23 protein-coding genes are annotated in these 25,152 nt (G+C 43.1%); 12 read left to right on the top strand and 11 right to left on the bottom strand.

Translation table 11 applies throughout. From position 1 onward, the window contains the following. Positions 1 to 79: 79 nt before the first annotated feature. From B8983_RS14350 to B8983_RS08305, 3 genes are all read right to left on the bottom strand, one after another. Positions 80 to 466, bottom strand: a complete 387-nt coding sequence (locus B8983_RS14350) for an NYN domain-containing protein (protein WP_200806883.1) — start codon at positions 464 to 466, stop codon at positions 80 to 82. A gap of 9 nt (positions 467 to 475) precedes the next feature. Continuing rightward, the gene (locus B8983_RS14115) at positions 476 to 718 is read right to left on the bottom strand and encodes a PIN domain-containing protein (protein ID WP_200806881.1); all 243 of its coding nucleotides are present in this window, start codon (positions 716 to 718) and stop codon (positions 476 to 478) included. Positions 719 to 1,082: 364 nt separating this feature from the next. Then, positions 1,083 to 3,419, bottom strand: a complete 2,337-nt coding sequence (locus B8983_RS08305) for an NADP-dependent malic enzyme (RefSeq protein WP_084283686.1) — start codon at positions 3,417 to 3,419, stop codon at positions 1,083 to 1,085. A gap of 145 nt (positions 3,420 to 3,564) precedes the next feature. On the opposite strand from B8983_RS08305, the gene thiL reads away from it, so the two are divergent. The 4 genes from thiL to B8983_RS14450 all read left to right on the top strand — a co-directional run bounded on the left by thiL (position 3,565) and on the right by B8983_RS14450 (position 6,044). Then, positions 3,565 to 4,632: a thiamine-phosphate kinase gene (gene thiL / locus B8983_RS08310; protein ID WP_084283687.1), complete on the top strand. Its 1,068-nt coding sequence runs from the start codon at positions 3,565 to 3,567 to the stop codon at positions 4,630 to 4,632. Between the two features lie 18 nt (positions 4,633 to 4,650). Further along, complete coding sequence (locus B8983_RS08315) at positions 4,651 to 5,253, top strand: phosphatidylglycerophosphatase A family protein (RefSeq protein ID WP_234986959.1); 603 nt, start codon at positions 4,651 to 4,653, stop codon at positions 5,251 to 5,253. Next, positions 5,250 to 5,771, top strand: coding sequence for a CinA family protein (locus B8983_RS08320; RefSeq protein ID WP_084283688.1), 522 nt, complete (start codon positions 5,250 to 5,252; stop codon positions 5,769 to 5,771). The genes B8983_RS08315 and B8983_RS08320 overlap by 4 nt, the downstream gene beginning before the upstream one ends. Before the next feature lie 195 nt (positions 5,772 to 5,966). Further along, positions 5,967 to 6,044 (top strand): DUF8462 domain-containing protein, encoded by a 78-nt coding sequence (locus B8983_RS14450; protein ID WP_500796503.1) that lies wholly within the window; start codon positions 5,967 to 5,969, stop codon positions 6,042 to 6,044. A 78-nt stretch (positions 6,045 to 6,122) separates the two neighbouring features. On the opposite strand, the gene pyrF is transcribed toward B8983_RS14450, so the two are convergent. Continuing rightward, entirely contained in the window at positions 6,123 to 6,953 is an 831-nt protein-coding gene (gene pyrF / locus B8983_RS08325) for an orotidine-5'-phosphate decarboxylase (protein WP_255372803.1), read from the bottom strand. A 102-nt stretch (positions 6,954 to 7,055) separates the two neighbouring features. On the opposite strand from pyrF, the gene corA reads away from it, so the two are divergent. Continuing rightward, on the top strand, positions 7,056 to 8,021 hold the full coding sequence (gene corA, locus B8983_RS08330) for a magnesium/cobalt transporter CorA (RefSeq protein ID WP_084283690.1): 966 nt from the start codon (positions 7,056 to 7,058) through the stop codon (positions 8,019 to 8,021). Between the two features lie 55 nt (positions 8,022 to 8,076). On the opposite strand, the gene aroE is transcribed toward corA, so the two are convergent. The 4 genes from aroE to mpl are packed head-to-tail and all read right to left on the bottom strand — an operon-like array spanning position 8,077 to position 13,638. Then, complete coding sequence (gene aroE / locus B8983_RS08335; RefSeq protein WP_084283691.1) at positions 8,077 to 8,973, bottom strand: shikimate dehydrogenase; 897 nt, start codon at positions 8,971 to 8,973, stop codon at positions 8,077 to 8,079. Positions 8,974 to 9,006: 33 nt separating this feature from the next. Next, on the bottom strand, positions 9,007 to 9,900 hold the full coding sequence (locus B8983_RS08340; RefSeq protein ID WP_084283692.1) for an energy transducer TonB: 894 nt from the start codon (positions 9,898 to 9,900) through the stop codon (positions 9,007 to 9,009). A 6-nt stretch (positions 9,901 to 9,906) separates the two neighbouring features. Then, the gene (locus tag B8983_RS08345; RefSeq protein WP_084283693.1) at positions 9,907 to 12,129 is read right to left on the bottom strand and encodes a ribonuclease catalytic domain-containing protein; all 2,223 of its coding nucleotides are present in this window, start codon (positions 12,127 to 12,129) and stop codon (positions 9,907 to 9,909) included. A 3-nt stretch (positions 12,130 to 12,132) separates the two neighbouring features. Beyond that, the gene (mpl, locus tag B8983_RS08350) at positions 12,133 to 13,638 is read right to left on the bottom strand and encodes a UDP-N-acetylmuramate:L-alanyl-gamma-D-glutamyl-meso-diaminopimelate ligase (RefSeq protein ID WP_084283694.1); all 1,506 of its coding nucleotides are present in this window, start codon (positions 13,636 to 13,638) and stop codon (positions 12,133 to 12,135) included. 26 nt (positions 13,639 to 13,664) lie between these two features. Here mpl and B8983_RS08355 point away from each other — a divergent pair, with 26 nt between their 5' ends. The 7 genes from B8983_RS08355 (at position 13,665) to B8983_RS08385 (ending at position 19,405) form a co-directional block, all read left to right on the top strand. Further along, the gene (locus tag B8983_RS08355; RefSeq protein ID WP_234986961.1) at positions 13,665 to 14,249 is read left to right on the top strand and encodes a TlpA family protein disulfide reductase; all 585 of its coding nucleotides are present in this window, start codon (positions 13,665 to 13,667) and stop codon (positions 14,247 to 14,249) included. A 190-nt stretch (positions 14,250 to 14,439) separates the two neighbouring features. Beyond that, positions 14,440 to 14,901: a type II 3-dehydroquinate dehydratase gene (aroQ, locus tag B8983_RS08360; protein ID WP_084283695.1), complete on the top strand. Its 462-nt coding sequence runs from the start codon at positions 14,440 to 14,442 to the stop codon at positions 14,899 to 14,901. A gap of 97 nt (positions 14,902 to 14,998) precedes the next feature. After that, entirely contained in the window at positions 14,999 to 15,460 is a 462-nt protein-coding gene (gene accB, locus B8983_RS08365; RefSeq protein ID WP_084283696.1) for an acetyl-CoA carboxylase biotin carboxyl carrier protein, read from the top strand. 30 nt (positions 15,461 to 15,490) lie between these two features. Further along, entirely contained in the window at positions 15,491 to 16,867 is a 1,377-nt protein-coding gene (gene accC / locus B8983_RS08370; RefSeq protein ID WP_084283697.1) for an acetyl-CoA carboxylase biotin carboxylase subunit, read from the top strand. A 40-nt stretch (positions 16,868 to 16,907) separates the two neighbouring features. Then, positions 16,908 to 17,840 carry a 50S ribosomal protein L11 methyltransferase gene (prmA, locus tag B8983_RS08375; protein ID WP_084283698.1) on the top strand — a complete coding sequence of 311 codons (933 nt, stop codon included), beginning with the start codon at positions 16,908 to 16,910 and terminating at the stop codon, positions 17,838 to 17,840. A gap of 69 nt (positions 17,841 to 17,909) precedes the next feature. Next, positions 17,910 to 18,389 (top strand): DUF3426 domain-containing protein, encoded by a 480-nt coding sequence (locus B8983_RS08380; RefSeq protein ID WP_143736144.1) that lies wholly within the window; start codon positions 17,910 to 17,912, stop codon positions 18,387 to 18,389. A 56-nt stretch (positions 18,390 to 18,445) separates the two neighbouring features. Continuing rightward, the gene (locus tag B8983_RS08385; RefSeq protein WP_084283700.1) at positions 18,446 to 19,405 is read left to right on the top strand and encodes a carbohydrate kinase family protein; all 960 of its coding nucleotides are present in this window, start codon (positions 18,446 to 18,448) and stop codon (positions 19,403 to 19,405) included. A gap of 150 nt (positions 19,406 to 19,555) precedes the next feature. On the opposite strand, the gene B8983_RS08390 is transcribed toward B8983_RS08385, so the two are convergent. The 3 genes from B8983_RS08390 to B8983_RS08400 form a co-directional block, all read right to left on the bottom strand. Further along, positions 19,556 to 20,125: a histone gene (locus tag B8983_RS08390; protein WP_200806882.1), complete on the bottom strand. Its 570-nt coding sequence runs from the start codon at positions 20,123 to 20,125 to the stop codon at positions 19,556 to 19,558. Positions 20,126 to 20,515: 390 nt separating this feature from the next. Next, positions 20,516 to 21,745, bottom strand: coding sequence for a ribonucleotide-diphosphate reductase subunit beta (locus B8983_RS08395; protein ID WP_084283701.1), 1,230 nt, complete (start codon positions 21,743 to 21,745; stop codon positions 20,516 to 20,518). A 123-nt stretch (positions 21,746 to 21,868) separates the two neighbouring features. Further along, on the bottom strand, positions 21,869 to 24,766 hold the full coding sequence (locus B8983_RS08400; protein ID WP_369405852.1) for a ribonucleoside-diphosphate reductase subunit alpha: 2,898 nt from the start codon (positions 24,764 to 24,766) through the stop codon (positions 21,869 to 21,871). Positions 24,767 to 25,152 lie beyond the last annotated feature (386 nt).

The following is a 25,152-nucleotide window of genomic DNA, read 5'->3' on the forward strand; positions in this document are numbered from 1 at the left end:
ATAGCTTCAGGAATAAATCGTTGCAGTCTAGTGTAAAAAATTCCTTTGATTGTTTGCCGTTTTTGTAAATCAGGAAAATCTACCGGCTTTTAGGCTTTGATATCTCCGTACCAGGAATTGGGTTTGGCAACAAGCTCTTTTCTAGTGCCCAAGGCCTAATAATCTTAATAAAGCTAGAGAACTGTCGGAGCTGCCAGGATGGATTTCTTTTGGGTGCTCCAGGTGTAATCAAACCTATTACTTTCTTTTGCTGCTCTCGAACCATTTTCAAGGCTGTAGCTAAATCAGAATCATTTGAAACAATAACAGCGCAATCATAAGCATCAGCCCAGGCATCATTAAGAACATGTAAAGCTAAATTAACGTCTGAACCCTTCTCTTCCGCCTTAAAAATTTCAATCTTATTTGGTGGAGGATTTGCATTTTCAGCAAAAACCTTATGACGTAAAAAATGTCCAAATTGAATTTCAACTTCTTAGCAATAAGCTTCTAAGGCTCTGAAGTAAGTATCTTGTCTAATATTAACTTGTGGATCACGATCGGTTGGTTGGACTCTGGCAGTAATATATTTTACTTTTATTAGGTTATTTTCATCACCTAAAATGGTTTTGAATAGCTTAACTAAATCCAGCCATTTATAAGGACTATCTTTTAACTGTCCATAGTAAAAATTAAATCCATCTATATAGACAATAGTTCGTAGTTTGGACTTAGCCACAAAAAACCTTTTCTAAAAAAAGCAAAGGCCTCCGAAGAGGCCCTGCACCTGACAGTCGAAACCGTCAGGGAAGTAAATTCAACGATAGTATCTAGCATCCCAAAAATCAATACCTCTTATTGATTTTTTTATTCATACAACACTATTTTCCAATCAAGTTGTCATTAATGGATCAACTAAACAAGTGCTACTCAACGGGTCGGAAATCTAGTTGCCTGTTATATATCACCCGTGGTTTCGCGTTTTTTATTTAAATCTAACTTTACCTTAAACACAATAAACTTAAAAATCTATTTTCTCTAAGGTTATTACACAACTCTGTAATGGAAACTAGAAACCTTTATTACTTTAATAATGCCTTCTATTATTTATGTAACTCAATCCCCATTACAGCCAAAGTTGCCATATTAACAATCCTACGAACAGTCGAAGATGGTGTCAAAATATGGACTGATTTGGCCGCACCCAACAAAATAGGACCAATCGCAATTCCATTACCCGCTGCCACTTTGAGTAAGTTATAAGAAATATTGGCCGCATCAATATTTGGCATCACGAGTAAGTTTGCCGGTCCAGTTAAGGTGCCATCTTTCATAATCGATTCCCGAATGGCTGGATCTAGGGCGCAATCACCATGCATTTCGCCATCCACTTCAATATCTGGATGCTTTTCACGCAGAATTTGGTAAAGTTTGCGCATTTTTTCAGCAGAGGCTGCTGTCGAAGAACCAAAGTTTGAGTGGGATAAGAGCGCCACTTTCGGCTCAATATTGAGGGAGCGCATTTCTGCAACTGCCAGTCGAGTAATTTCAGCAAGCTCCTCTGCCGTCGGATCATAGTTGATATGGGTATCAACAATAAATAACTGACGATCAGGCAGAACTAAGGCATTCATAGCTGCATACACATTCGTACCCGGCTCGTGACCAATCGCCACATCAATGAAATGTAAATGTGCCGCAGGATTACCTATGAGGCCACAAATTAAACCATCGGCATCGCCTTTACGTACCATCAAACTACCAATTAAGGTACTACGTCGTCTGACTTCAAGTCTTGCATAGGACTGCGTAACGCCCTTACGCTTTGTTAGTTCGTAGAAAGTTTGCCAGTAATCTTTGAAACGCTCATCATTTTCCGTATTGATCACGGTGTAATCAGTATCCCGCGCAAGACGCAAACCTAACTTCTTCACACGATGCTCAATGACATTCGGACGACCAATCAGAATCGGATTGACAATCTGCTCATCTACTAAAACCTGTACAGCTCTGAGGATTTTTTCATCTTCACCCTCACAAAATACAATCCGTTTTTTATTCTTATCAATCTTTTTCGCAGCCGCAAATAAGGGCTTCATGACGGTACCCGATTGATATACGAACTGTTGCAACTGATTGGTGTAAGCAGCAAAGTCCGTAATTGGTCTAGTCGCTACGCCACTTTCCATCGCAGCTTTAGCAACTGCAGGGGCAATAATCGTAATCAGTCTCGGATCAAAAGGCTTTGGAATCAGGTATTCTGGACCAAAGGTTAAGTCTGCAATTCCGTAAGCATTCGCCACAATTTCACTTTGCTCTGCACGGGCGAGCTCAGCAACTGCGTCAACGGCGGCAATTTCCATTTCCCGCGTAATGGTAGTGGCACCGACATCTAATGCGCCACGGAAAATAAAAGGGAAACAAAGGACGTTATTCACCTGATTTGGATAATCCGTTCTACCCGTAGCAATCACAGCATCACTGCGAACGGCTTTAATATCCGCTGGATTAATTTCAGGATTGGGATTAGCTAAGACAAAAATCAATGGATTAGGCGCCATCTTTTTGACCATATCCTGGCTTACGACACCTCCAGCAGAAAGTCCCAACAAAATATCTGCGTCTTCAATAATGTCGCTTAAGGTTCTGGCAGAAGTATCTTTAGCAAAGACATCTTTGTCCGGATCCATTAATTCGACCCGGCCTTTGTAAACCACCCCAGCTAAATCCGTCACATAAATATTTTCAACTGGCATGCCTAAATCGACCAATAAATCGAGGCAGGCTAGAGCTGCGGCACCCGCTCCAGAAGTCACTAATTTGACGTCTTTAATACTTTTACCGACCACTTTTAAACCATTCGTAATCGCTGCGCACACGACAATCGCTGTACCATGCTGATCATCATGGAAGACTGGAATCTTCATTCTTTCACGTAATTTACGCTCTACCAAAAAGCAATCTGGGGCTTTAATGTCTTCCAGATTAATACCGCCAAAGGTGGGCTCTAAGGAGGCAATAATATCGACTAACTTTTCTGGATCGGATTCATTAATTTCGATGTCAAAGACATCAATACCAGCAAATTTCTTAAATAAAACAGCTTTACCTTCCATCACAGGCTTACTAGCCAAGCCACCAATATTGCCTAAACCTAAAACTGCTGAGCCGTTCGTTACGACTCCAACCAAATTACCACGCGCAGTATATTTCACGGCATTCGCAGGATCCGCCACAATTTCAAGGCAGGCAGCGGCCACGCCAGGTGTGTAGGCTAATGCCAAATCGCGTTGATTGGTTAATTGTTTGGTGGGAGTAACTGAAATTTTTCCTGGCGTAGGAAACTGATGATAATCTAGAGCTGCTTTTTTAAGTGCTTCTTGGGAGTTACTTGGTGCGTTTGTTTGATTCGCTGTCGGCTGTTGAGAGTCTTGGCTCATATATTTTCCATATTGTTTATTGCGCTTAATTTATTGTTTTTATTTGTTACTACTATTTTCTACTATTTATTTTTAAATATTACCAATTGGCAACATTCATTTTCATTACTTTACGCCATTTTTATAACATCACCTACAATTCATTATGGCCTCTGATAAATCCCAACAATTTGGTGAATTTGATCTAATTAACAAGTATTTTTTAAGGAACTCCTTATCAAATCCATCAATTGACCATCACCATGAGCAGGTGCTCCTCGGTATTGGTGATGATTGCGCCTTACTTGCGCCACCACCAAGTGACCATATGTTAGCAGTTACGTCTGACATGTTAGTTGAAAACAGGCACTTCTTTAGTGATGCTGACCCGAAGCTTTTGGGCCACAAGAGCTTGGCTGTCAATCTGTCTGATTTAGCAGCGATGGGAGCAAAACCTACTGCTTTTACCCTATCGATTGCCCTTCCACACATCAATCATGCGTGGTTATCCGCTTTTTCAGAAGGTTTACACGCTATCTCCGATCAATTTCATTGCCCATTAATTGGTGGTGATACCACCTCCGGACCTCTCACCATTGCGATTACAGCGATGGGCTATTTGCCCAAAAAAAGTGCACTCAAACGCAGTGGAGCTAAGGTTGGGGATGATATTTGGGTATCTGGTGAAGTTGGCGATGCACGATATGCGCTTGGTATCCGACGCGGCGAGTGGCCATCCATCCGTCCTGACGCGAGCTCTTGGACAAAGATTGCACTGCGGATGGACGCACCTCAACCTCGAGTTGATTTAGGGATCGCATTGCGGGATGTTGCGCACTCGGCGGTGGATATTTCTGATGGTTTATTGGGAGATTTACAGCACATACTAAAGGCTTCACAGTGTCAGGCGGCCATCCAGATAGATCAAGTACCGGTTTCTACACAACTCCAGCTCGAATCCCAAGCCATGCGCAGAATCTGCAGTTTAAGAGGGGGTGATGACTATGAGCTGTGTTTTACTGCTCCTCGTCAAAACGCTGCCCAGATCGAAGCCATTGGTCGCAATCTCAACCTACGCTTGACCAAAATTGGTAATATCACCGAAGCACCGATCTCAAGCTCCTCGAACGACGCGATCCATCGCATGGAACTGATCGATCAACAGGGTGAACGGCTCCCTTTGCAAGAGGTACAAATGTACTTAAAATCCTTTGATCATTTTGATGTGGCTTAAATTTATTTGAAATTGAATATGACTGACTTCTCTTCTACGAACATTCCATCACCCATCAATTCCGGATTCATGCCGATTACCCCTACCGCCAACTGGATCAAAGATCGTCCTTGGCGTTTGTTTGCTTTTGGCTTTGGCACTGGTTTAAGTCCTATTGGACCTGGCACGGTTGGCACACTTTGGGCTTGGATTGCCTGCCTTGCTTATCACGTGTTCTACCCTAGTCTAGAAACTTTTGAGAGTATCGTATTGTTAGTTGGAGGGTTGATTCTAGGGATCATCGTGTGCGGTTTAACGGGTAAAGAATTAGGTAAAACGGATCATGGTGGAATTGTTTGGGATGAAATTCTGGCCTTTTGGTTAATCTTATTTTTTATCATCCCGAGTTCTTGGCTGGTCCAAAGTCTAGCATTTGTCTTATTTCGCTTTTTTGATATCGCCAAACCTGGACCGATCAAGATGGTTGATCAATATTTTAAAGATTGGCAACCTAGTCCTAGCACAGCACCATATGCCACCTGGATTCGAGGTTTTGGTGTCATGGTTGATGATCTCTTTGCGGCCCTTGCCACTCTATTTGTTTTATCGATTCTCATCCGACTAGGGGCTCTCTCTTTATGAAACATATTGCTAATGAACACGCAGTTGCCCTATCTCATTTTTTAATGGATCACCATCTTGTCATGAGTACGGCGGAGTCTTGTACTGGTGGCATGGTAGCAAGTGCCCTCACTGATCTTGCGGGTTCAAGTGCTTGGTTTGATCGTGGCTTTGTGACTTATAGCAATGAGGCAAAATGCGATAGTCTGGGCGTAGCGATGGACTTGATTCAAACCCACGGCGCTGTCAGTGAAGAAGTGGCCAGAGCCATGGCAATTGGCACGATTACACACTCTAAAGCGGATATTGCCTTATCCATTTCTGGTGTTGCTGGCCCAACAGGTGGAAGTTTAGAAAAACCCGTTGGCTTTGTCTGTTTCGGTTGGGCTTGGAAACAAAATGGTGTAATTCACTCGCAAACGCAGGCTGTAAAACTTTTAGGCACCGACATCACCATTACAGAGTCAACCCGTCATATTGTCAGGCTATTAGCCCGAGATCATGCCTTAAAAGAACTATTAGTATTTTTAAAGAATTAAGAAACGAAGTTCATCTTCAAAACTTGAGAAACTCACAACCAGAAAGCACTCGGAATCATATCAAATTGATATCTTCCGCCGTGCATTGTAATAACTCCTAACAGTTGGATCGTTGATGATGTTGCAAAACTGATAGGCTTTTCTGGAACACTCCATTTCTAGTAGAGTGATAGCCTATGGATATTAGTCGGGGGGATGATTTCTAGTCCAGCTCACGGGGATTTAGCCTTTACGGTTCCATTGTTTGATGAGTTCTTATTGCGATTAATGTAAAAGTTTTTTAAACTACACTATTTTTTGTTTGAATTGGATATCGCTATCTAATCTACTACTAAAACGATATCCACTTCGCTATCTCGCTCGATTAATCGCATCCCTCGTCTTTAGCGCCTCTTTTCTTGCTGCCTCTGCAAAGTCCTCACCTTGACTAGCGTACAAGATTGCCCTCGAAGAATTAATCATTAGATTTTTATTCCGTCCAGCTTTGACCGTTGCTTGCACATCTCCACCCTGAGCACCAATTCCTGGTATCAAAAGAGGCATATCGCCAACAATTTCGCGCACTTTAGCAATTTCCTCAGGGAAAGTCGCACCCACCACTAAGCACATTTGGCCATTGGTGTTCCACTTCGTTGCGGCGCTCTTAGCAACGCGCTCATAGACCGACATGACCTCACCACTACCATCTGTCGTGGGTAAGAATTGAATATCAGAGCCTCCTGGGTTTGAGGTCCGACACAGCACGATCACCCCTTTACCAGCGTAGCTTAAATAGGGCTCCATCGAATCAAAGCCCATATAAGGATTTACTGTCACGGCATCAGCCTGATAACGCTCAAAAGCCTCGATGGCATACTGCGACGCAGTAGAACCGATATCGCCACGCTTCGCGTCCAAGATCACCGGAATATGCGGGTAATGCCGATGAATATAACTAATTAACTTTTCTAGTTGGTCTTCTGCCCTTGCTGAAGCAAAATATGCAATTTGGGGCTTGAAAGCACAAACTAAATCGGCGGTTGCGTCTACAATATACCGGCAGAACGTAAAAATAGCATTTGCCTGACCTTGTAGAGAAAGTGGGAATTTTTGTTGATCTGGATCTAAGCCGACACACAGCATCGACTGATGTTTTTCAACGCAATAATGGTATTTCTCTAAAAAAGAAGATCCATTAGTAATAGTAGGTGAATTATTCAAAAGAGTTAAATTAAATTGTTTTAATAACGATACTTTAAACTTTCTTTTAATTCTAGTTAAGAAGTAAATTTGAGGAAATGCAAAATGATCAATTTATTCACATTACAAAACGGCCGTTTGGTCCAAGAACAAGTTGAAGACCTCAATGAACTTTTAGACCAGCATGCGCCGATTTGGATTGATGCGATTGAGCCAAACGATGAAGAGTTAGGCTGGATCAAGACTGCCTTTGGTGTTTCCCTCCCAGAATTAGAAGAACTTGGTGACTTAGAAGCCTCTGCCCGATATTTTGCAGGCGATGACGGCTACCTCCATATTCGTACCGATTTTTTACTGGATGAAGATGACCTTTCCCGCAACGTTCGGGTAGCTTTTGTTCTCACCGATAAAACCTTATTCTCCATCCATGACGAAGATTTACCAGTTTTCCGGCTCGTGCGCATGCGCGCTCGACTGCGTCCGGGGTCTGTCAATGATGCAAAAGATGTTTTATTAGACCTTTATTCCACCGATGCCGAGTATTCTGCCGACTCCTTGGAAGAAGTTTATGTTCAGTTAGAAGAGGCCAGTAAAGTGGTCTTATCCAATACCGTGACCGATCAAATTGCGGGAGTAGTCCTCGAAACCATTGCTAAAGAGGAAGATACGAATGGTCGTATTCGGCGCAATGTGATGGACACACGTCGAGCACTCTCTTATCTTATGCGTAGTAAATACCTATCAGATGCCCAACAAGAAGAAGCTAGATTGATTTTGCGTGACATTGATTCACTCGAAAACCATACTGCTTTCCTGTTTGATAAGATCAACTTCTTAATGGATGCGACGGTCGGTTTTATTAATATTAACCAAAATAAAATTATTAAAATCTTTGCCGTGGTATCGGTGGGTCTCATGCCACCTACCTTACTCGCTAGTATTTGGGGGATGAACTTTGAATTCATGCCAGAATTAAAGCTGATGATTGGCTACCCGATTGCCCTCCTCATGATGGTTATTTCGACCATTCTGCCACTGGTTTACTTTAAGCGTAAAGGTTGGATGGACTAAGTAAGTAAACTCAAACGAAGGTTTTGAAACATCTAAAACCTTAGAAGGTCCTCAATTAAAGTGCCTCACGTAGCGTCTTTAAGACAATTTTTGTATCAAGCTTGGCTAAGTCTGGCAATTTTCGCCAGACTTGAAAAGCCACAGCAGCCTGTTCAACTAACATTCCTAAGCCATCCTTCACGACAAATCCATGGTCTTGCATTTGTTGCATAAAGACCGTTGTCTTACCGTACACCATGTCATAGCTTAAGACGGATTTGTCTTTAGTTTCACAGATCATGGCGAGATGATTCGCTTGTATATTTGTCAGAGGTGAGTTACTCGTTAATCCAGTCGATGTTCCGTTAATGACGATGTCAAAAGGCTCATCTAAATTTTCAATCCAGTGACTCTCTAGCGCTCCTAGGTGAACACCTAAGGCTGCAGCTTCCTGTTCAAATCGATTCACTAGTTCTAGTGCTTTTTCAAAAGTACGATTCACAATCACGATACTAGCCACTTCCGCCTTGATGAATGGCAAGATCACCCCTTGCACTGCGCCACCAGCGCCGAGAATCAGTACGGAACGGCCTTTTAAACTGTCACTCTCATCCATCAGATCTCTCACCAAACCAAGACCATCGGAATTATCCCCAAACAACTTCCCATTTTCCATCCACAGGATATTGACTACTCCAGCAGCTTTTGCGTAACTCGTTAACTCATCACACATGGCAAACGCTTTATTTTTGAATGGCACGGTAACATTTAAACCCTTGCCACCTGCCGCAAAAAATTCTTGTACCGTTTTCTCAAACTCTTCTACTTCAGAAAATAACAAACCATATTTCATATTTTGCCCTGTTTGCTGGGCAAATAAATGATGGATTTGTGGAGATTTGCTATGCGCGATCGGATTACCAATCACCGCATAAACATCTTGATGGGGATAATCACTCGGTTGAATATTCATCTTTTTTGTCCTGTAATTCGTTGTATCTGGTATTTATTTATTCTTTTTATTGGCGCGACTGGTCTCACGTTCACTCTTACTGGCTGGTTTTACAGAACCAAGCTCCAGTTGGCTTTTTCCTTGATTTTGGCCAACGCCTTGGACAAAATCAAACGTCGCAATCCAATCAATCACATCTAATTTTGCCATCATTGCTGGTGAAAATTTACCAAATGGCGCACACGCATTCACAATCGCAATTGCTTGTTGATCAAGTTCGACATTACCCGAAGACTTTTCAATTTTGGGTTTAGACAGAATCTTGCCGTTTTTATCTACACTGATTAATACAATCAAACTGCCATAAAGAGGACCATTACTATTTCTCGGAAAGTACGTTGTACCGTAAGATTCGACCTTTTTTCGCATGGCGTCATAATACTGCGCGTAAATGACCGCCTTCGCACTGGTAGAAGTAAGAATTGCTTTACGAGGACGGCTCGCCTCTTCTTGCAATCTTTTAGCAAGTTCCGCTTCAAGGCGCTCTAACTTTTCAAGCTCCTCAGCGCCTTTTCCTAATCGATTCTTTTGTGAACTGGCTTCTTGATTTTTAAGCGCGGCAATCAGGCGGTTCTGTTCTTTTTGTAAATTTTCTAATTCCTTTGCCATCCCAGGTTGAATGGCCGCTAAAGTCGTGGCATTCCGATCCATCTCACTTTGACCACCACCGTTTAAATCATTCTGCGCTAATTTTTTAGGTTTCAACGGCGCTAATTTGGATTGGCTATTCACTAAAACCACCGCTAAGGGAGTTTTTAATCGAACTTCTTCTGGTTCATGAATTGCTTTTTGCCAAACCAGAAATGTCACATGAATCAAAATGGAGATGCACACTGCAATGACGATGGATCGCTTGAACCAATAGACTAAGAATCCTTTCGTCGTCATCGCAGCTTAACTTAACGGTGTTTCTAAAGGATCTCTGGTCACGCTGGATACTTGATTTTCAGTCTCATCACTTGGTACAGCAGTGATTTCTAACTCTACCTGCGGAATACTTTCCTCTTCGGCATCTATCTCTTGGCCATTGAAATCAGGTGCATACCCACTCACTTGCTGATCATGCAGTTCAATCAGTCGAACAGCGGCATTGAGGTTGAGTAAATCCGTTGACACAATTTCAATCTCGACACTCACCCCACGGCGGGTATTTGCGAGTTCAGGAACCATCAATCGTAGTGGAATTGACTCCACCCGAATCATGCCATCCTTCAGAGTTCTAGCCTGCAATCGGAGAGGTAAACCTTGTTGGTTGACCCACTTCAAACACCAATAGCGCTCAACCAATTGTTGATAGGCATTGTAGGAAGTATATCTAGCATCGAACTCGGCACAAAGCCCCATAATTTTTGTATCTTTTGGCACAAATGGTGCAACTAGTTTGGCCATCATGCCATTTTTCACCAAAGCAATTAACTGCCATTGATTCACTAAATCGGCATATCTTCTGAGTGGTGAAGTACACCAAGCATAGTTCTCAACCCCTAAACCTTCATGACGGCAAGGCGTAGTTTGCATCCTAGTACGTTGCGCACCCCAACCTTGTTGTGCTCTAAAAATAGCCGGCAACTCATTCGTTGCTAAATAAGTACCCCAAGTCTGATTACTAAAAATCATCCATTCAGCAACAATCGTATCCACCACGGAACCACGACTTCTAGGCGTAATTTCAACCTGCCACTTAGAATCATTGACCGGTTGCGCCAATATTTCCTCAGGATCGATTGTCACACCTTGCTCATTCAAAATCGAAAAGCCGAAATCACGTAACAGTGCATTCGGATCGGAGTTACCCAACTGTTCCGCCCGCTGACCATTGGCCACCTTCACTTCTTGGCGCTTCGCAAATAACACTTTCGCACTAGCCCAAAGTAGCTTGAGTTCATTTTCAAAAGGAATTGCTTTTGTTTTTGAATCTACGCTTGAACCCTTGGTTTCATCTAATTGGGCATCCTGTTCCATGTCATCAAAATAAGCTTGGGTAAGCACATCTTCAATTTCATGCAAACGTAAATTTTGTTGAATCGGTACCCGTTCAATGACAGTTCGATGAGGAGGGCTTGAAATCATTTCACCGCCAGGGCTGACCTCAACATATAAAGAAATTGCTGGTCTTGCCTCACCAGCCTCAAGAGAAAACACATCGACTACCGACTTCGGCAACATGGTGATTTTCCCACCTGGGAAATAGGCCGTCGACATGCGGTGACTCGCAACTTCATCTAAAGCATCTTTGGGTGACATCACGAGGCTTGGCGCGGCAATATGCACGCCAATTTGATAATTGCCATTCGGCTGTAAGGTTACCGAAAACGCATCATCAATTTCTGTGGTACTCGCATCATCAATCGAAAAGGCAGCTACACTCGCGACTGGCAGATCCTTTTCAAGATGTTGGACAACGGAGCTATTCATCATATTCAGGGCATTTTGTGGAAAACTAACCCCTTTCGGAAAATGCTCTTTAAAAAACTTTCCTTGATGAATTTCGAGAGCCGAATGAATTGCGCCTAGCTCTAATAATAGCTGAGCATTAGAGACACCCTTTTGACTACTTGCACTCGCTAAGGCTTTATAAATAAAATGGTTTTTATCAGGTGCAAACAGGAGAAGCTGTGCTTGCTCGGCAATTTCTGGCGGGAGTATGCCAGCGAGTAACTGTTCTTTGATTTGTTCTTGAGCAAGCGCCTCTTGTTTTTTTCGCTCTACGGATAGCAGTGCCGCTTTTAACTGCTCTTCTGGCGCTCGCATAAAATGGCCCCGACCTTTGCGTCGGAAATAAATTGGTGAATTCTGCAACGCCATTGCCAAACCAATCAATTGCTCAGTACTCGGCTTATCACCAAAGTATTCTTTCGCAATTTCCTCAAACGAAAACTCTTGATCTGGCGAGCACTCCCATAAGAAGTCGATGTCAATGGATGCCGCTAATTCCTTCGCACTCTCCATCAATTTCGCTAAATCTCCAGCTTCCCACTTCAGCCAAACCTCTTTTGCTTTGAGTTTGATTCGTTTACCAAACTGGGTTTGGGCTTGCCAAAAATCAGCCGTCGAGACTGCCGGTCCAATCGCGCTGGCGCCCTTAAGCTCGCCACCTTCTTCAAAAATGAAATGCATGTATTAGACTAGTGCCTTTAATATTTTTTGGTGAACGCCACCAAAACCGCCGTTACTCATTACTAAAATATGGTCGCCTGGCGCTGCGATTTGTACAATCGCGGCCACCATTTGGTCTATATCGTCAAAAGCCTGTGCTTTTGATCCTAAAGGACTTAAGGCTTCTTCTAAGTCCCAACCAAGCGCTGACTTACCCGAAGCTGCGCCATAACCAAAGACTAGATCGGCGGCTGCCAAGCTAGTCGGCAACTGCTGTTTCATGACACCGAGCTTCATTGTATTGGAACGAGGTTCTAAAACAGCGATTAATCTTGCCGGCGTCATGTTGGCAAGGTCATGAGGGTTGATCTTATTTTCGGTAGCAAGGATTCTTCTGCGTAAGCCATCAATCGTTGTGGTAATGGCCGTTGGGTGATGGGCAAAATCATCATAGACAGTCACCCCCTTGGCACGACCAATGATTTCTAGACGGCGCTTGACATTCATAAAGGATCCTAGAGCGTGCGCAGCATCCTTTGGCGCAACACCCACCTGATGGGCAGCGGCAATTGCAGCCAGCGCATTCATTTGATTATGACGACCGGCCACACTGGCATCAGGATGCCACGCTACTCGCCCAAGCTCTAACCCATCCTTCAACACCAAGAAATCATCATTGGCCAAACTTTGGAAAGTCCACTGTGCTTGGCGAGGTAGATTCTCATCAAAGACATCGGTGGCATCACTAAAACTTTCTACCCCGGACCATACGCCACGATGTAAAACTTCTTGAAGAGACTCCTGCTCACCATTGACAAGAATGCAACCACTGGAAGGAACTGTTCTTACTAAATGATGAAACTGCGTTTGGATTGCGGCTAAATCCGCAAAAATATCAGCATGATCAAACTCTAAGTTGTTCATGATGACCGTTCTAGGCCGGTAATGCACAAATTTACTGCGCTTATCAAAGAAGGCAGAATCATATTCATCCGCTTCAATCACAAATAAAGGTCTATTTCTGAGTGTTTCACTTTCTACCGATTGATCAGTTGAGGTGCTTGAGCTTGGTAATGTGGAGCCTACCCTAGCAGAAACAGCGAAATTTTTAGGCACCCCTCCGACTAAATATCCGGGTGATAAGCCATTCGCTTCCAAAATCCAAGCAAGCATTGCCGTTGTGGTCGTTTTACCATGCGTTCCAGCGATCGCTAGGACATGATGGTGCGCTAAGACCTGCTCACCCAACCATTGAGGCCCGGAAACATAGGGCAATCCTGCGTCAAGAATCGCTTCCATCAAGGGATTTCCACGAGAAACCACATTTCCAATGACAAACAAGTCAGGTTTGAGGGACAATTGTTCTTTTGAAAAGCCCTCTATTAAAGTTATACCTTGTTCCTCTAATTGGGTACTCATCGGTGGATAGACGTTCGCGTCGCATCCCGTGACTTGATGACCCGTTTGACGAGCAATGGCGGCAATACCTCCCATGAAGGTGCCGCAGATACCGAGAATATGAATGTGCATCCCTCAATTTTAGCGAAGGAAATGAAATGACTGAAGAAATTAATAAAAAAACTGCTTTAAAAAAGAGCTTTCCCCTATTATTAATGCTTTCTTTAATTGGCTTGGGCAGTTTATTATTAGGCTCTGGTGCATCCTATTGGTTTTCCTCCCAGAACGCCGGCGTTCATCCATCTAGTTCACAAAGTGCCCTTTATCAAGAATTTTTAGATAGTTCTTGGAAAAACGTAGCCGATGAAGTAGTTGATACCAAGGCTTGGAAAAATAAAACCTTAGTCATTAACTTTTGGGCATCTTGGTGTCCCCCTTGCGTAGAAGAAATGCCGATGTTGTCAGCCTTCAATCAAAAAATTGACGCTAACTCCATCCAAATGGTCGGCATTGGTATCGATTCCCCATCTAATTTACGTCAATTCCTTGAAAAGACCACTGTCAGTTATCAAGTGTTGATGGGTGGCTTAGAAGGTAGTGACTGGATGAAGCGTCTGGGTAATGCCCAAGGTGCTCTGCCATACACCATTATTCTCAGTCCAGAGGGCAAAGTTTTATTTACGAAATTAGGCAAGGTCTCTGAGAGTGAACTTCAATCTGCACTTTTACCGAAAGATAAATAAATTTATTGAAAGATAGTATTTATTTAAACGAAGTTAATGAATTGATTGCGTAATACACTTTGATAAATTGAGTAGAAAAAAGGCGCAATCATTTTAAATCGTGAAAAACCATGATTTTTCACTTTAAAAGCGGTTTAAGTGGGATATACTAGGCTCATTCAAAATCAGATTTTCAAGGAATTCATCGAAAATGAGCGCAGATACACCACAAATCGCTTCAGTACTCGTCTTGCAGGGTCCTAATCTGAATTTACTTGGCTTACGCGAACCAGCAGTTTATGGCGCGACCACCTTGCAACAAATCCATGATCAATTACATCAAGTGGCGGGGCAATTACACATTCAGTTAGAGACTTTTCAGTCAAATTCTGAAGGTGCTTTAGTCGATCGGATTCACGCAGCAAAGCAAAATAACGTTCAGTTTATTTTGATTAATCCTGGTGCTTATACCCACACTAGCGTGGCCATTCGTGATGCGCTAGCCGGCGTAGCAATTCCATTTATTGAAGTACATTTATCAAACATTTATCAACGAGAAAGTTTCAGGCACCACTCTTTTCTCTCCGATATCGCAGTGGGGGTTATTTGTGGTCTCGGAGCACAGGGTTATGAACTAGCCCTGCAAGCCGCCCATCAACGACTCACCCAATAATTAAGCATCAACTGTTGAACGCTTTGCAAAGCTACCGATGCGGTTGCGACATCTTTTCATCAGGTGAGATTATCAATTTGTTTTAAAAGGAAATCATATGGATCTTCGTAAGTTAAAAACCTTAATCGACCTCGTCGCTGAATCAGGTGTGTCTGAACTAGAAATCTCTGAAGGGGAAGAAAGAGTACGGATTGTGAATCACCGTGCGCCAAGTGCCCAAGCCACTCAAGTATATATTCCGCAACAACAACCGACTCCACAAGAATTTACCCCAGCTGCCGCTCCTGCAGCGCCAGTGGTGATTAGCGCGCCCGCAGCGCCGACAGGCCATGTGATGAAGTCACCAATGGTTGGTACTTTTTATCGCGCTCAAAACCCAGAATCTCCTGAATTTGTCCGCTTAGGCGACACCGTTAAAGCGGGTCAAACGCTTTGTATCATCGAAGCCATGAAACTTCTCAATGAAATTGAAGCCGATGTCGATGGCGTTATTAAAGAAATTTGTGTTGTGAATGGTCAAGGTGTTGAATACGATCAACCCCTTTTCATTATTGGCTAAAAGATCACCAGAAAAGATTAGATAACTATGATGTTTCAAAAAATTCTTATCGCCAATCGCGGTGAAATTGCGCTTCGCATTCAAAGAGCTTGCCGAGAACTTGGGATTAAAACCGTTGTGGTGTATTCGACCGCAGATAAAGAAGCTAAATACGTAAAACTAGCAGACGAAGCGGTTTGTATTGGTCCAGCACCCTCGATGCAAAGTTACCTGAATATGCCGGCGATTATTTCTGCAGCCGAAGTAACCGATGCCCAGGCGATTCACCCAGGGTATGGCTTCTTATCAGAAAATGCCGACTTTGCAGATCGCGTGGAAACCTCAGGTTTCGTCTTTATCGGTCCTAAAGCTGAAACCATTCGCCTCATGGGTGATAAAGTTTCCGCTAAACAGGCCATGATTGCCGCGGGTGTGCCATGCGTCCCAGGTTCAGAAGGTGCCTTGCCGGATGATCCTAAATATATCCTAGCTACCGCGAAAAGAATCGGTTATCCCGTTATTATCAAAGCAGCTGGCGGAGGTGGTGGTCGTGGTATGCGCGTGGTGCATAACGAAGCAGCCCTCCTGAATGCAGTCAGTTTGACCAAAGAAGAAGCGGGTCGTACTTTTGGTAATCCAGAAGTGTATATGGAGAAGTTTTTAACCAATCCTCGCCATATTGAGATACAGATCCTCGCGGATACCTTCAAAAATGCCGTTTGGTTAGGTGAGCGAGATTGCTCGATGCAACGTCGTCATCAAAAAGTGATTGAAGAGGCGCCAGCTCCTGGCGTTGACCGTCGCTTAATCGCCAAAATTGGTGAGCGTTGTGCACTTGCTTGTCGGAAAATGGGCTATCGGGGCGCGGGTACTTTTGAATTTTTATTTGAAAATAATGAGTTCTTCTTTATCGAGATGAACACACGTATTCAAGTAGAGCACCCTGTAACTGAATTAATTACTGGGATTGATTTGGTGCAAGAGCAAATCAAAATTGCGGCTGGTGAAAAACTCTCCTTTAAACAAAAAGATATTATCTTTAGGGGGCATGCGATTGAGTGTAGGATTAATGCCGAAGATCCATTTAAATTTACACCAAGTCCAGGCAAAATTTTGTCATGGCATACGCCAGGTGGTCCAGGTATTCGCGTAGATTCGCACGTTTATAGCGGTTATACGGTACCGTCCTCTTACGATTCGATGATTGGCAAGTTAATTGCTTTTGGCGCAACCCGCGATCAAGCGATTAAAAGAATGCGCATTGCGTTGTCCGAGATGGTGGTAGATGGAATCAAAACCAATATCCCTTTGCACCGTGAACTCATGATTGATCCAGGTTTTAATAATGGTGGAACCAGTATTCATTATCTGGAGCATCGTTTAGAAGAACAAGCCGAAGCCCGTGCTTTAAACACGCCAAGTAAATAAGGCGGCTTTTGGATCCCCACTACCTGCTTAGGAATGCGCTATGACTTATCGTGAATTAACCTTTTTCGTCAATGAAGAGAGTGCTGAACTACTCGGCGATACATTGATGGAACTTGGCGCGCTATCTATTACCGTAGAAGATGCGCAAGCTGATACCCCAGAAGAAGTAGCCTTATATGGAGAGCCTGGTATGGTGATCCATGTAGCAGCCTGGCAAGAGTCGAAAGTCATCGCCCTCTTTAACCAGTCTTTATGGACTGAATTTGCGCAACATACCGAAGCCATCTTAGCGGAACTAGATCGTTTAGGAATGGCGATTGATCATTACACGGAAGCTCAAATCGAAGAACAGGATTGGGTGAAGTTAACGCAATCGCAATTTGATCCGATCGCGATTTCTGATCGTATTTGGGTGGTACCGTCTTGGCATCAAACGCCTGAAGATCTTCACCCGCAGGCAATTTGCCTTGCTGTAGACCCTGGACTTGCTTTTGGCACTGGTAGTCACCCTACCACAAAACTCTGCTTAAACTGGCTTGAATCACTCTCTGATGATGGTTTATTAGCAAATCAAAGCATGATGGATTATGGTTGTGGTTCAGGTATTCTGGCGATTGCTGCTAAAAAATTAGGTAGTGGCCCGACCTTTGGTTTAGACATCGATCCGCAATCGGTGATTGCGAGTAATGACAACGCCAAAGGTAACGCCGTTGAGATTGAATTTGGTCTGCCGGATATGGTGACGCCTACCAGTCAATTTAATGTAGTAGTCGCCAATATCCTCGCCAATCCCCTAAAAATTCTTGCGCCAGCGATTGGCGCCTTGGTCGCACCGCAAGGCTACCTCGCCTTGTCTGGCATCCTAGAACAACAAGCCGAGCAGATTATTGACATCTATTCCCCATGGGTTGATCTAAAAATTTGGCAGGTTGCCGAGGGTTGGGTTTGCCTCGCAGGTAAATCGAAGGCTTAAGTACCATTTTATTCACGGCAACCCTTCATCACGCGATAACCTTTACAGACCGAATCCAAAGACATCAATATGCGACTTTACAGAATATTCATGTTGTTGGTTTTGTCCGGTGGGATTGTTTATCAAAGCCATTTATTATTTTTAAGTTGGCAACAACAGCCAAAGAAAGATTATGCGGCTTGGCGTTTAGAGTATGCCGACATGCACTCCTATCAAGCAACCATCACCGATCGCGAGCAAGCATCCACAGAGCTCACGTCCGCAAACCAGTCCTTAGAAATACAACTGCATGTCAATGCTCCTACGGAGTATCCCTTTTTTGCAAAAAAGATTGCTTTACCGAATATGGAAATCTTATTAAGCAATGTCAATGGCGAGCCTTTAGCTTATCAAGAACTTACGCCGAGTCAATGGTTAGGAGCCGACCCTAAAGTATTGCGCTATTTAACCAAGGGTGTCGCATCACAGACTCAAATTACAGTTAACATACCGTTAGTGTTGCCAGAGGCAGCAAGCGGTTTTCAGATTCAGATGGTTTATCCCCACTAAGATTTTCTAATAGTGGTGGCAAGAGTTACTTCATTTTTTTAATAGTTAGGAATGTTATGGCAAGTCTTATTTGTGGTTCGATTGCGTTTGATACGATTTTGTCTTTTGAAGGACGTTTTCAGGAACAAATTCTGCCAGATCAAATTCATATTTTGAATGTAGCGTTTTTAGTTCCGAGTATGCGTCGTGAATTTGGTGGTTGTGCCGGTAACATTGCTTATAACCAACGTTTACTTGGTGGTAACCCATTTATTATGGCGACAGTGGGTACTGATGCAGGGCCTTATTTTGACAAACTCGCCAAGCACAATATCGCGACAGACTTTATTCGCGAAATACCGGAAGCATTTACGGCTCAAGCGATTATCACCACGGATCGTGACAACAACCAAATCACCGCTTTTCATCCGGGTGCAATGATGCAATCACATTTAAATGATGTGACTGCAGCAATCGCTGCTAAGGCAAATACGAGTACACCAATCACTCTTGGCATCGTCGCTCCTGATGGACGCGATGGCATGCTGGTGCATACTCAACAATTTGCCCAAGCCAAGGTTCCTTTCATCTTTGATCCAGGACAGGGCTTGCCTTTATTTGACGGCAAAGAATTGTTAGAAATGATTGATCTTGCTTCCTATGTAGCCGTCAACGACTATGAAGGTGAAATGCTGTGTCAAAAAACTGGACTTTCATTACATCAAATCTCGGATATGGTCGAAGCTTTGATTGTGACCAAAGGTGCGGAAGGCTCTGTGATTTATAACAAGGGTCAAATGATCGATATTCCAGTTGTAAAGGCAACCCAATTGTTAGATCCAACAGGTTGTGGGGATTCATTTAGAGCGGGACTTCTATTTGGCATTGAGAATCAATTAGATTGGGCAACGATTGGCCGTCTTGGTTCTTTACTTGGCTCTGTAAAAATCGCTTCTCAGGGCGGTCAAAATCATGTGATTCAAATGGATACGATTCGTGCTGCATTTAAAGAGAATTTTGGCTACGAAATGATGTAAGTCACTCCGTAGTTGGTTCAGCTTCAATCCAACTGCAACTCTCGCTATGGATCAAGGCTTTTAAAATCAACAAAAAACCCGCTAAAAGCAACGCTTCAGCGGGTTTTTTAATAAGCAGTTCACAACCGGAGGAACTGATGCCTTTAATAATTACGGACGGCTACCAGTTGGGAAAGGCCAAGCAGCGGTTGGATTGAGGGCAGTTTCTTTCTTCGATTCAACCTTTTTTTTGGCTGCTGGCTTTGCTGCTGCTTTAACTACTTTTTTTTTTGCGGCTGGCTTCGCTGCAGGTTTTGCTGCTGGCTTAGCTGCAGGTTTTTTTGCTACTGGCTTTGCTGCAGGTTTAGCTGCTGCTTTCTTCGCTGCAGGTTTAGCTGCTGGCTTAGCTGCAACTTTTTTAGCTGCTGGCTTTGCTGCTACTTTTTTAGCTGCTGGCTTTGCTGCTACTTTCTTTGCTGCTGGCTTCGCTGCTACTTTTTTCGCTGCTGGCTTTGCTGCTACTTTCTTTGCTGCTGGCTTCGCTGCTACTTTTTTCGCTGCTGGCTTTGCTGCAACTTTCTTTGCTGCTGGCTTCGCTGCTACTTTTTTCGCTGCTGGCTTCGCGGCTACTTTTTTCGCTGCTGGTTTAGCGGCTACTTTCTTCGCTGCTGGCTTTGCTGCTGGTTTTGCTACTGCTTTCTTAGCTGCTGGTTTAGCGGCTGCTTTCTTGGCTGTTGCCATTTTGATGCTCCTTCACGTGAGAAGTTAATCCAACTACAGTTTAAGAAAGGCCCAGGCATTTTGCATCAACCTTCCGGATAGAAAGTTGGCACAAACGAATGAGCCATTCATGAAACGCATTTCTCAATTGTAGAAATGGACTCATGAATTCCGAAAAAAAAGTCACTCCCATAGTGGGTAGTGACTTTTTAAATTGCGTCTTTAAAAAATTAGTTCTGAAATCAACTGATGCTGTGCTGAAAAAAGGAGCATTCAAAAATAGCGGGAATTGAACATTTTGTAGGGAAAAAATTCCCATTCTTTTTACAGAAGTTTTTAAACAAGAAATTGTATAAATACTACGTATGTTCAATCCAAAAATCTCCTAAATTATTGGAAAGCGATTAAGTTTTAATCCCAACTTAATGCACCCCCAGTTTGATACTCTATCACTCTAGTTTCGAAAAAATTTCTTTCTTTTTTCAAATCTATCATTTCAGACATCCATGGAAAAGGATTCTCTTCATTTGGGAACATTGCGTCAAGTCCTATTTGCATACAACGACGATTACAAATGTATCTTAAGTAGCCTTTGAACATCGGCGCATTGAGTCCAAGCACTCCACGAGGCATCGTATCTTCGGCATATTTGTACTCTAATTCCACTGCTGTTTCGAAGATATTTTTCAACTCCTCTTTGAACGCAGAAGTCCATAGATGTGGGTTCTCGAGCTTAATCTGGTTAATCATATCGATACCAAAATTACAGTGCAAAGACTCATCACGTAAGATGTATTGATACTGCTCTGCGGCACCCGTCATTTTGTTCTGACGACCCATTGCAAGTATTTGCGTAAAACCAACATAAAAGAATAATCCTTCCATGATGCAAGCAAAAACAATTAATGATCGCAATAATTTTTGATCACTTTCTGGAGTGCCAGTTTTGAAAGATGGGTCTGTTAAAACATCAATAAATGGAATTAAAAATTCATCTTTTGCGCGGATCGAAGGGACCTCATGATACGCATTAAAAATCTCACTTTGATCCAGACCAAGTGACTCAACAATGTATTGATAAGCGTGGGTATGAATCGCTTCTTCGAACGCTTGACGCAATAAATACTGGCGGCATTCTGGGGCAGTAATTTGACGATAGGTGCCAAGCACAATATTATTTGCTGCTAATGAGTCGGCCGTTACAAAAAAACCTAAATTTCTTTTAATAATACGACGCTCATCTTCTGATAAACCATTTGGATCTTTCCATAAAGCAATATCACGGTTCATATTCACTTCTTGTGGCATCCAGTGATTTGCGCAACCTGCTAAATATTTTTCCCAAGCCCATTTGTATTTAAATGGCACGAGCTGATTCACGTCGGTTGAACCGTTAATAATTCTTTTATCGTTTAAATTTACTCGACGACTAGTTGCATCTTCAATTTTTTCTTCTGTCGCAACCGCTTTTGCGATTGGCGCAATCGCAACATCTGGCGCACTGATTGGCATTCCAGGGCTCGCCTGTGGTGTTGCGAGTGTCGGGGCTACTTCTACTTTTGCTACCTGAGGTATAGGTGCAATGGTCGGCTTTAGTGGTGCTGCCGGTATTACTACGGTGTCATCTTCCCAATTCAACATAATTCTTTCTCCAAATCAATTGCTTTACTTCAGTGTTACTTTAAATAGGAACTACTTTGATCACGCTCTTTGTTGTTGCATGTATTGAACGTGATCATTCGTTCTAACCCTCTATTGTCGTTCTTATTGACAAGCTTCGCATTCTTCAAAGCCGTCATCACCTGGACGCATTGTACAAACTGGCCCATCTGCCTCCACTGGACCTGCGGCAAAACCACTAGTTCCTGCAGGGGTATTTGCTGCTGCAGCAATTGCCTCTTCCGAGCCATTCGAAACAGAGTTCAGCGTACCTTTCGAGACCGTCGATTTTTCAACCTGAGTTGCCGATGTTGTACGGAGGTAATAAGTAGTCTTCAAACCACGAATCCAAGCTAATTTATACGTATCGTCCAAAGTCTTACCTGAGGCACCAGCCATATAAATGTTCAGTGACTGTGCTTGATCAATCCATTTTTGACGTCTTGAAGCTGCTTCTACAATCCATTTCGGATCTACTTCAAAGGCGGTTGCATAAATTTCTCTTAAGTCATTTGGAATACGATCAATTTTTGCGAGTGAGCCATCAAAGTACTTGAGATCAGCAATCATCACTTCATCCCAAAGTCCACGCTCTTTCAAGTCACGCACTAAATACTCATTAACGACTGTAAATTCACCAGATAAATTCGACTTCACATATAAATTTTGGAAGGTCGGCTCGATACAAGCAGAAACACCAATGATGTTTGAGATTGTCGCTGTAGGTGCAATCGCGATACAGTTCGAATTACGCATACCGTGCGCAGCAATGCTTGCACGTAAGCCAGTCCAATCCATTTTGCTAGAAGAATCAACTTCTAAATAACCACCGCGCTCTTTTAATAACAGTGCGTTCGTGTCTTGTGGCAAGAGGCCACGATCCCATAATGAACCAGGATAAGTACTATACGTGCCACGTTCTTTTGCTAAGTCATTAGAGGCTTTGTAAGCGTAATAACAGACTGCTTCCATCGAAGTATCAGCAAACTCAACGGCTTCTTGGCTAGCGTACGGAATTCTAAGCATGTGTAAACAGTCTTGGAAGCCCATGATACCCATACCAACTGGACGATGACGCATATTGGAATTTTTTGCCTTTGCTACCGCGTAGTAGTTGATATCAATCACGTTGTCGAGCATTCTCATCGCAATCGAAATCGTTTTTTCTAACTTCGCATGGTCGAGCACTAACTTCCCGTTGGCATCCGTCATCATGTGGGCTGTCAAGTTGACAGAGCCTAAATTACATACCGCAATTTCTGTCTCATTCGTGTTGAGCGTAATTTCTGTACATAAGTTGGAAGAGTGAACCACACCTACGTGCTGCTGTGGGCTACGAATATTACATGGATCTTTAAATGTAATCCAAGGATGGCCTGTTTCAAACAACATACCAATCATTTTGCGCCACAATTGCAAAGCAGGAATCCGTTTAAATGGCTTGATTTCTCCAGCATCAGCTTTTTTCTCGTAAGCGACATACGCTTCTTCAAAAGCTAGACCAAACTTTTCGTGCAAATCAGGTGTAGTGGATGGCGTGAAGAGTGTCCAATCTTTGTTTTCCATGACGCGCTTCATAAATAAGTCCGGAATCCAGTTGGCAGTATTCATATCGTGCGTACGGCGACGATCATCACCCGTGTTTTTACGCAACTCTAAGAACTCTTCGATATCCAAGTGCCAAGTTTCTAAATAAGCACAAACCGCACCCTTGCGCTTACCACCTTGGTTGACCGCGACCGCCGTATCGTTCACCACCTTTAAGAAAGGCACAACACCTTGTGACTTACCATTCGTGCCTTTGATATGACTGCCTAGGGCACGGACATTCGTCCAGTCATTACCAAGCCCACCCGCAAATTTAGAGAGTAAGGCATTTTCTTTCAAACCTTCATAAATGCCATCTAAGTCATCTGGGATTGTAGTGAGGTAGCAGCTTGACAACTGTGAACGCAAACTTGCTGAGTTAAACAAGGTTGGCGTGCTGGACATAAAGTCAAACTTAGAAAGAATTTCGTAGAATTCAATCGCACGTTCAGTAGGATTTGCTTCTTCTAATGCCAAGCCCATCGAGACGCGCATGAAAAATGCCTGTGGCATTTCAATGCGTTGACCTTCAATATGTAAAAAGTAACGATCAAAGAGAGTTTGTAAACCGAGGTAGTTGAACTGTAAATCACGTGAGGCGTTTAAAGCAGCGCCAAGTTTAGCGATATCAAAAATTTGTAGTAATTTTGGATCCAATAATTCTTCTTTTACACCGCGACGTAAGAACTTGGAAAAATACTCTGGGTAAACAGCTTGCATGCCACCCTGTGGAATCTCCACGCCCAAGATATCACGACGAATGACGTGCATCAAAATTCTGGCAGTTACTAAGCTATAGGCTGGATCTTTTTCAATTAAAGTTCTTGAAGCTAGGATGGCAGAATCAAACACCTGCTCAATCGGAACGCCTTCGTACAAATTCTTAATGGTTTCAGTCAAGATTGGTGTAGCCACAATCGTGCTGCCGAGTCCTTGGCAGGCGGCTTCTAAAATACCTTGTAAGTTCGCCATATCGAGGGGTTTAATCACCCCTTTATCGGTCACATTAATACCAGGATGAGCAATCGCCGGGGTAGATACGGCAGATTCAATGGTTTGGGTTGCTTGACGCTCTTGATTGCGCTTGTCACGGTACAACACATAAGCACGGGCGACATTGTGCTCACCACTGCGCATGAGCGCTAATTCTACTTGGTCTTGCACATCTTCAATGTGGAAAGTACCGCCATTAGGGCGACTACGTAGCAGTCCTTTAACCACCACTTCAGTGAGATGCTCTACTTGCTCACGAACACGTGCAGAAGCAGCTCCTTGACCGCCATTGACCGCTAAAAAGGCTTTAGTTACAGCAATCGCGATTTTTGATGGTTCAAATGCAACGACCGCACCATTGCGACGAATAATTTTATAGTCCGATAACTGGGTAGCATGGGCAACGCCAACACCACCTTCAATAAAAGCACTGCTAGCACCTTGCGGGCCTGCAAATGGACTTACCCCACCAACTTGGGTGGCAGAATCAGCTACAAAATTGGTCCCTTGAGGATTGGGGTATGTCATAAAAACTCCTTTAATTCATTGATGGTATTAGTTCAACTCTGCTTTAGGATTTCACTGTCAGTCATTTCTTTCAGCGTTCCCTCACCTTCGTTTAACCTGTAATTATTTTTTAATACTATTTATTTCAAACTATTTTCAACGTCAAAATACTTCAACAATTTGTAATTTCAACGACAATTTCACCTAAGTTTTTATAACTCACTGATATATTTATAAAATTTTAGGAATTTAGGAAATACCACTATATATTGTGGTTTGCGCTGTAATTAGTACTAAGTATA

The organism is Polynucleobacter kasalickyi (assembly GCF_900176405.1).
Lineage (GTDB): Bacteria > Pseudomonadota > Gammaproteobacteria > Burkholderiales > Burkholderiaceae > Polynucleobacter > Polynucleobacter kasalickyi.

Excerpts from the sequence above, each read along its gene's own strand:
- B8983_RS08305 (WP_084283686.1), bottom strand. The coding sequence starts at position 3,419 with ATGAGCCAAGACTCTCAACAGCCGACAGCGAATCAAACAAACGCACCA.
- thiL (WP_084283687.1), top strand. The coding sequence starts at position 3,565 with ATGGCCTCTGATAAATCCCAACAATTTGGTGAATTTGATCTAATTAAC.
- B8983_RS08315 (WP_234986959.1), top strand. The coding sequence starts at position 4,651 with ATGACTGACTTCTCTTCTACGAACATTCCATCACCCATCAATTCCGGA.
- B8983_RS08320 (WP_084283688.1), top strand. The coding sequence starts at position 5,250 with ATGAAACATATTGCTAATGAACACGCAGTTGCCCTATCTCATTTTTTA.
- B8983_RS14450 (WP_500796503.1), top strand. The coding sequence starts at position 5,967 with ATGATTTCTAGTCCAGCTCACGGGGATTTAGCCTTTACGGTTCCATTG.
- corA (WP_084283690.1), top strand. The coding sequence starts at position 7,056 with ATGATCAATTTATTCACATTACAAAACGGCCGTTTGGTCCAAGAACAA.
- aroE (WP_084283691.1), bottom strand. The coding sequence starts at position 8,973 with ATGAATATTCAACCGAGTGATTATCCCCATCAAGATGTTTATGCGGTG.
- B8983_RS08340 (WP_084283692.1), bottom strand. The coding sequence starts at position 9,900 with ATGACGACGAAAGGATTCTTAGTCTATTGGTTCAAGCGATCCATCGTC.
- B8983_RS08345 (WP_084283693.1), bottom strand. The coding sequence starts at position 12,129 with ATGCATTTCATTTTTGAAGAAGGTGGCGAGCTTAAGGGCGCCAGCGCG.
- mpl (WP_084283694.1), bottom strand. The coding sequence starts at position 13,638 with ATGCACATTCATATTCTCGGTATCTGCGGCACCTTCATGGGAGGTATT.
- B8983_RS08355 (WP_234986961.1), top strand. The coding sequence starts at position 13,665 with ATGACTGAAGAAATTAATAAAAAAACTGCTTTAAAAAAGAGCTTTCCC.
- aroQ (WP_084283695.1), top strand. The coding sequence starts at position 14,440 with ATGAGCGCAGATACACCACAAATCGCTTCAGTACTCGTCTTGCAGGGT.
- accB (WP_084283696.1), top strand. The coding sequence starts at position 14,999 with ATGGATCTTCGTAAGTTAAAAACCTTAATCGACCTCGTCGCTGAATCA.
- accC (WP_084283697.1), top strand. The coding sequence starts at position 15,491 with ATGTTTCAAAAAATTCTTATCGCCAATCGCGGTGAAATTGCGCTTCGC.
- prmA (WP_084283698.1), top strand. The coding sequence starts at position 16,908 with ATGACTTATCGTGAATTAACCTTTTTCGTCAATGAAGAGAGTGCTGAA.
- B8983_RS08380 (WP_143736144.1), top strand. The coding sequence starts at position 17,910 with ATGCGACTTTACAGAATATTCATGTTGTTGGTTTTGTCCGGTGGGATT.
- B8983_RS08385 (WP_084283700.1), top strand. The coding sequence starts at position 18,446 with ATGGCAAGTCTTATTTGTGGTTCGATTGCGTTTGATACGATTTTGTCT.
- B8983_RS08390 (WP_200806882.1), bottom strand. The coding sequence starts at position 20,125 with ATGGCAACAGCCAAGAAAGCAGCCGCTAAACCAGCAGCTAAGAAAGCA.
- B8983_RS08395 (WP_084283701.1), bottom strand. The coding sequence starts at position 21,745 with ATGTTGAATTGGGAAGATGACACCGTAGTAATACCGGCAGCACCACTA.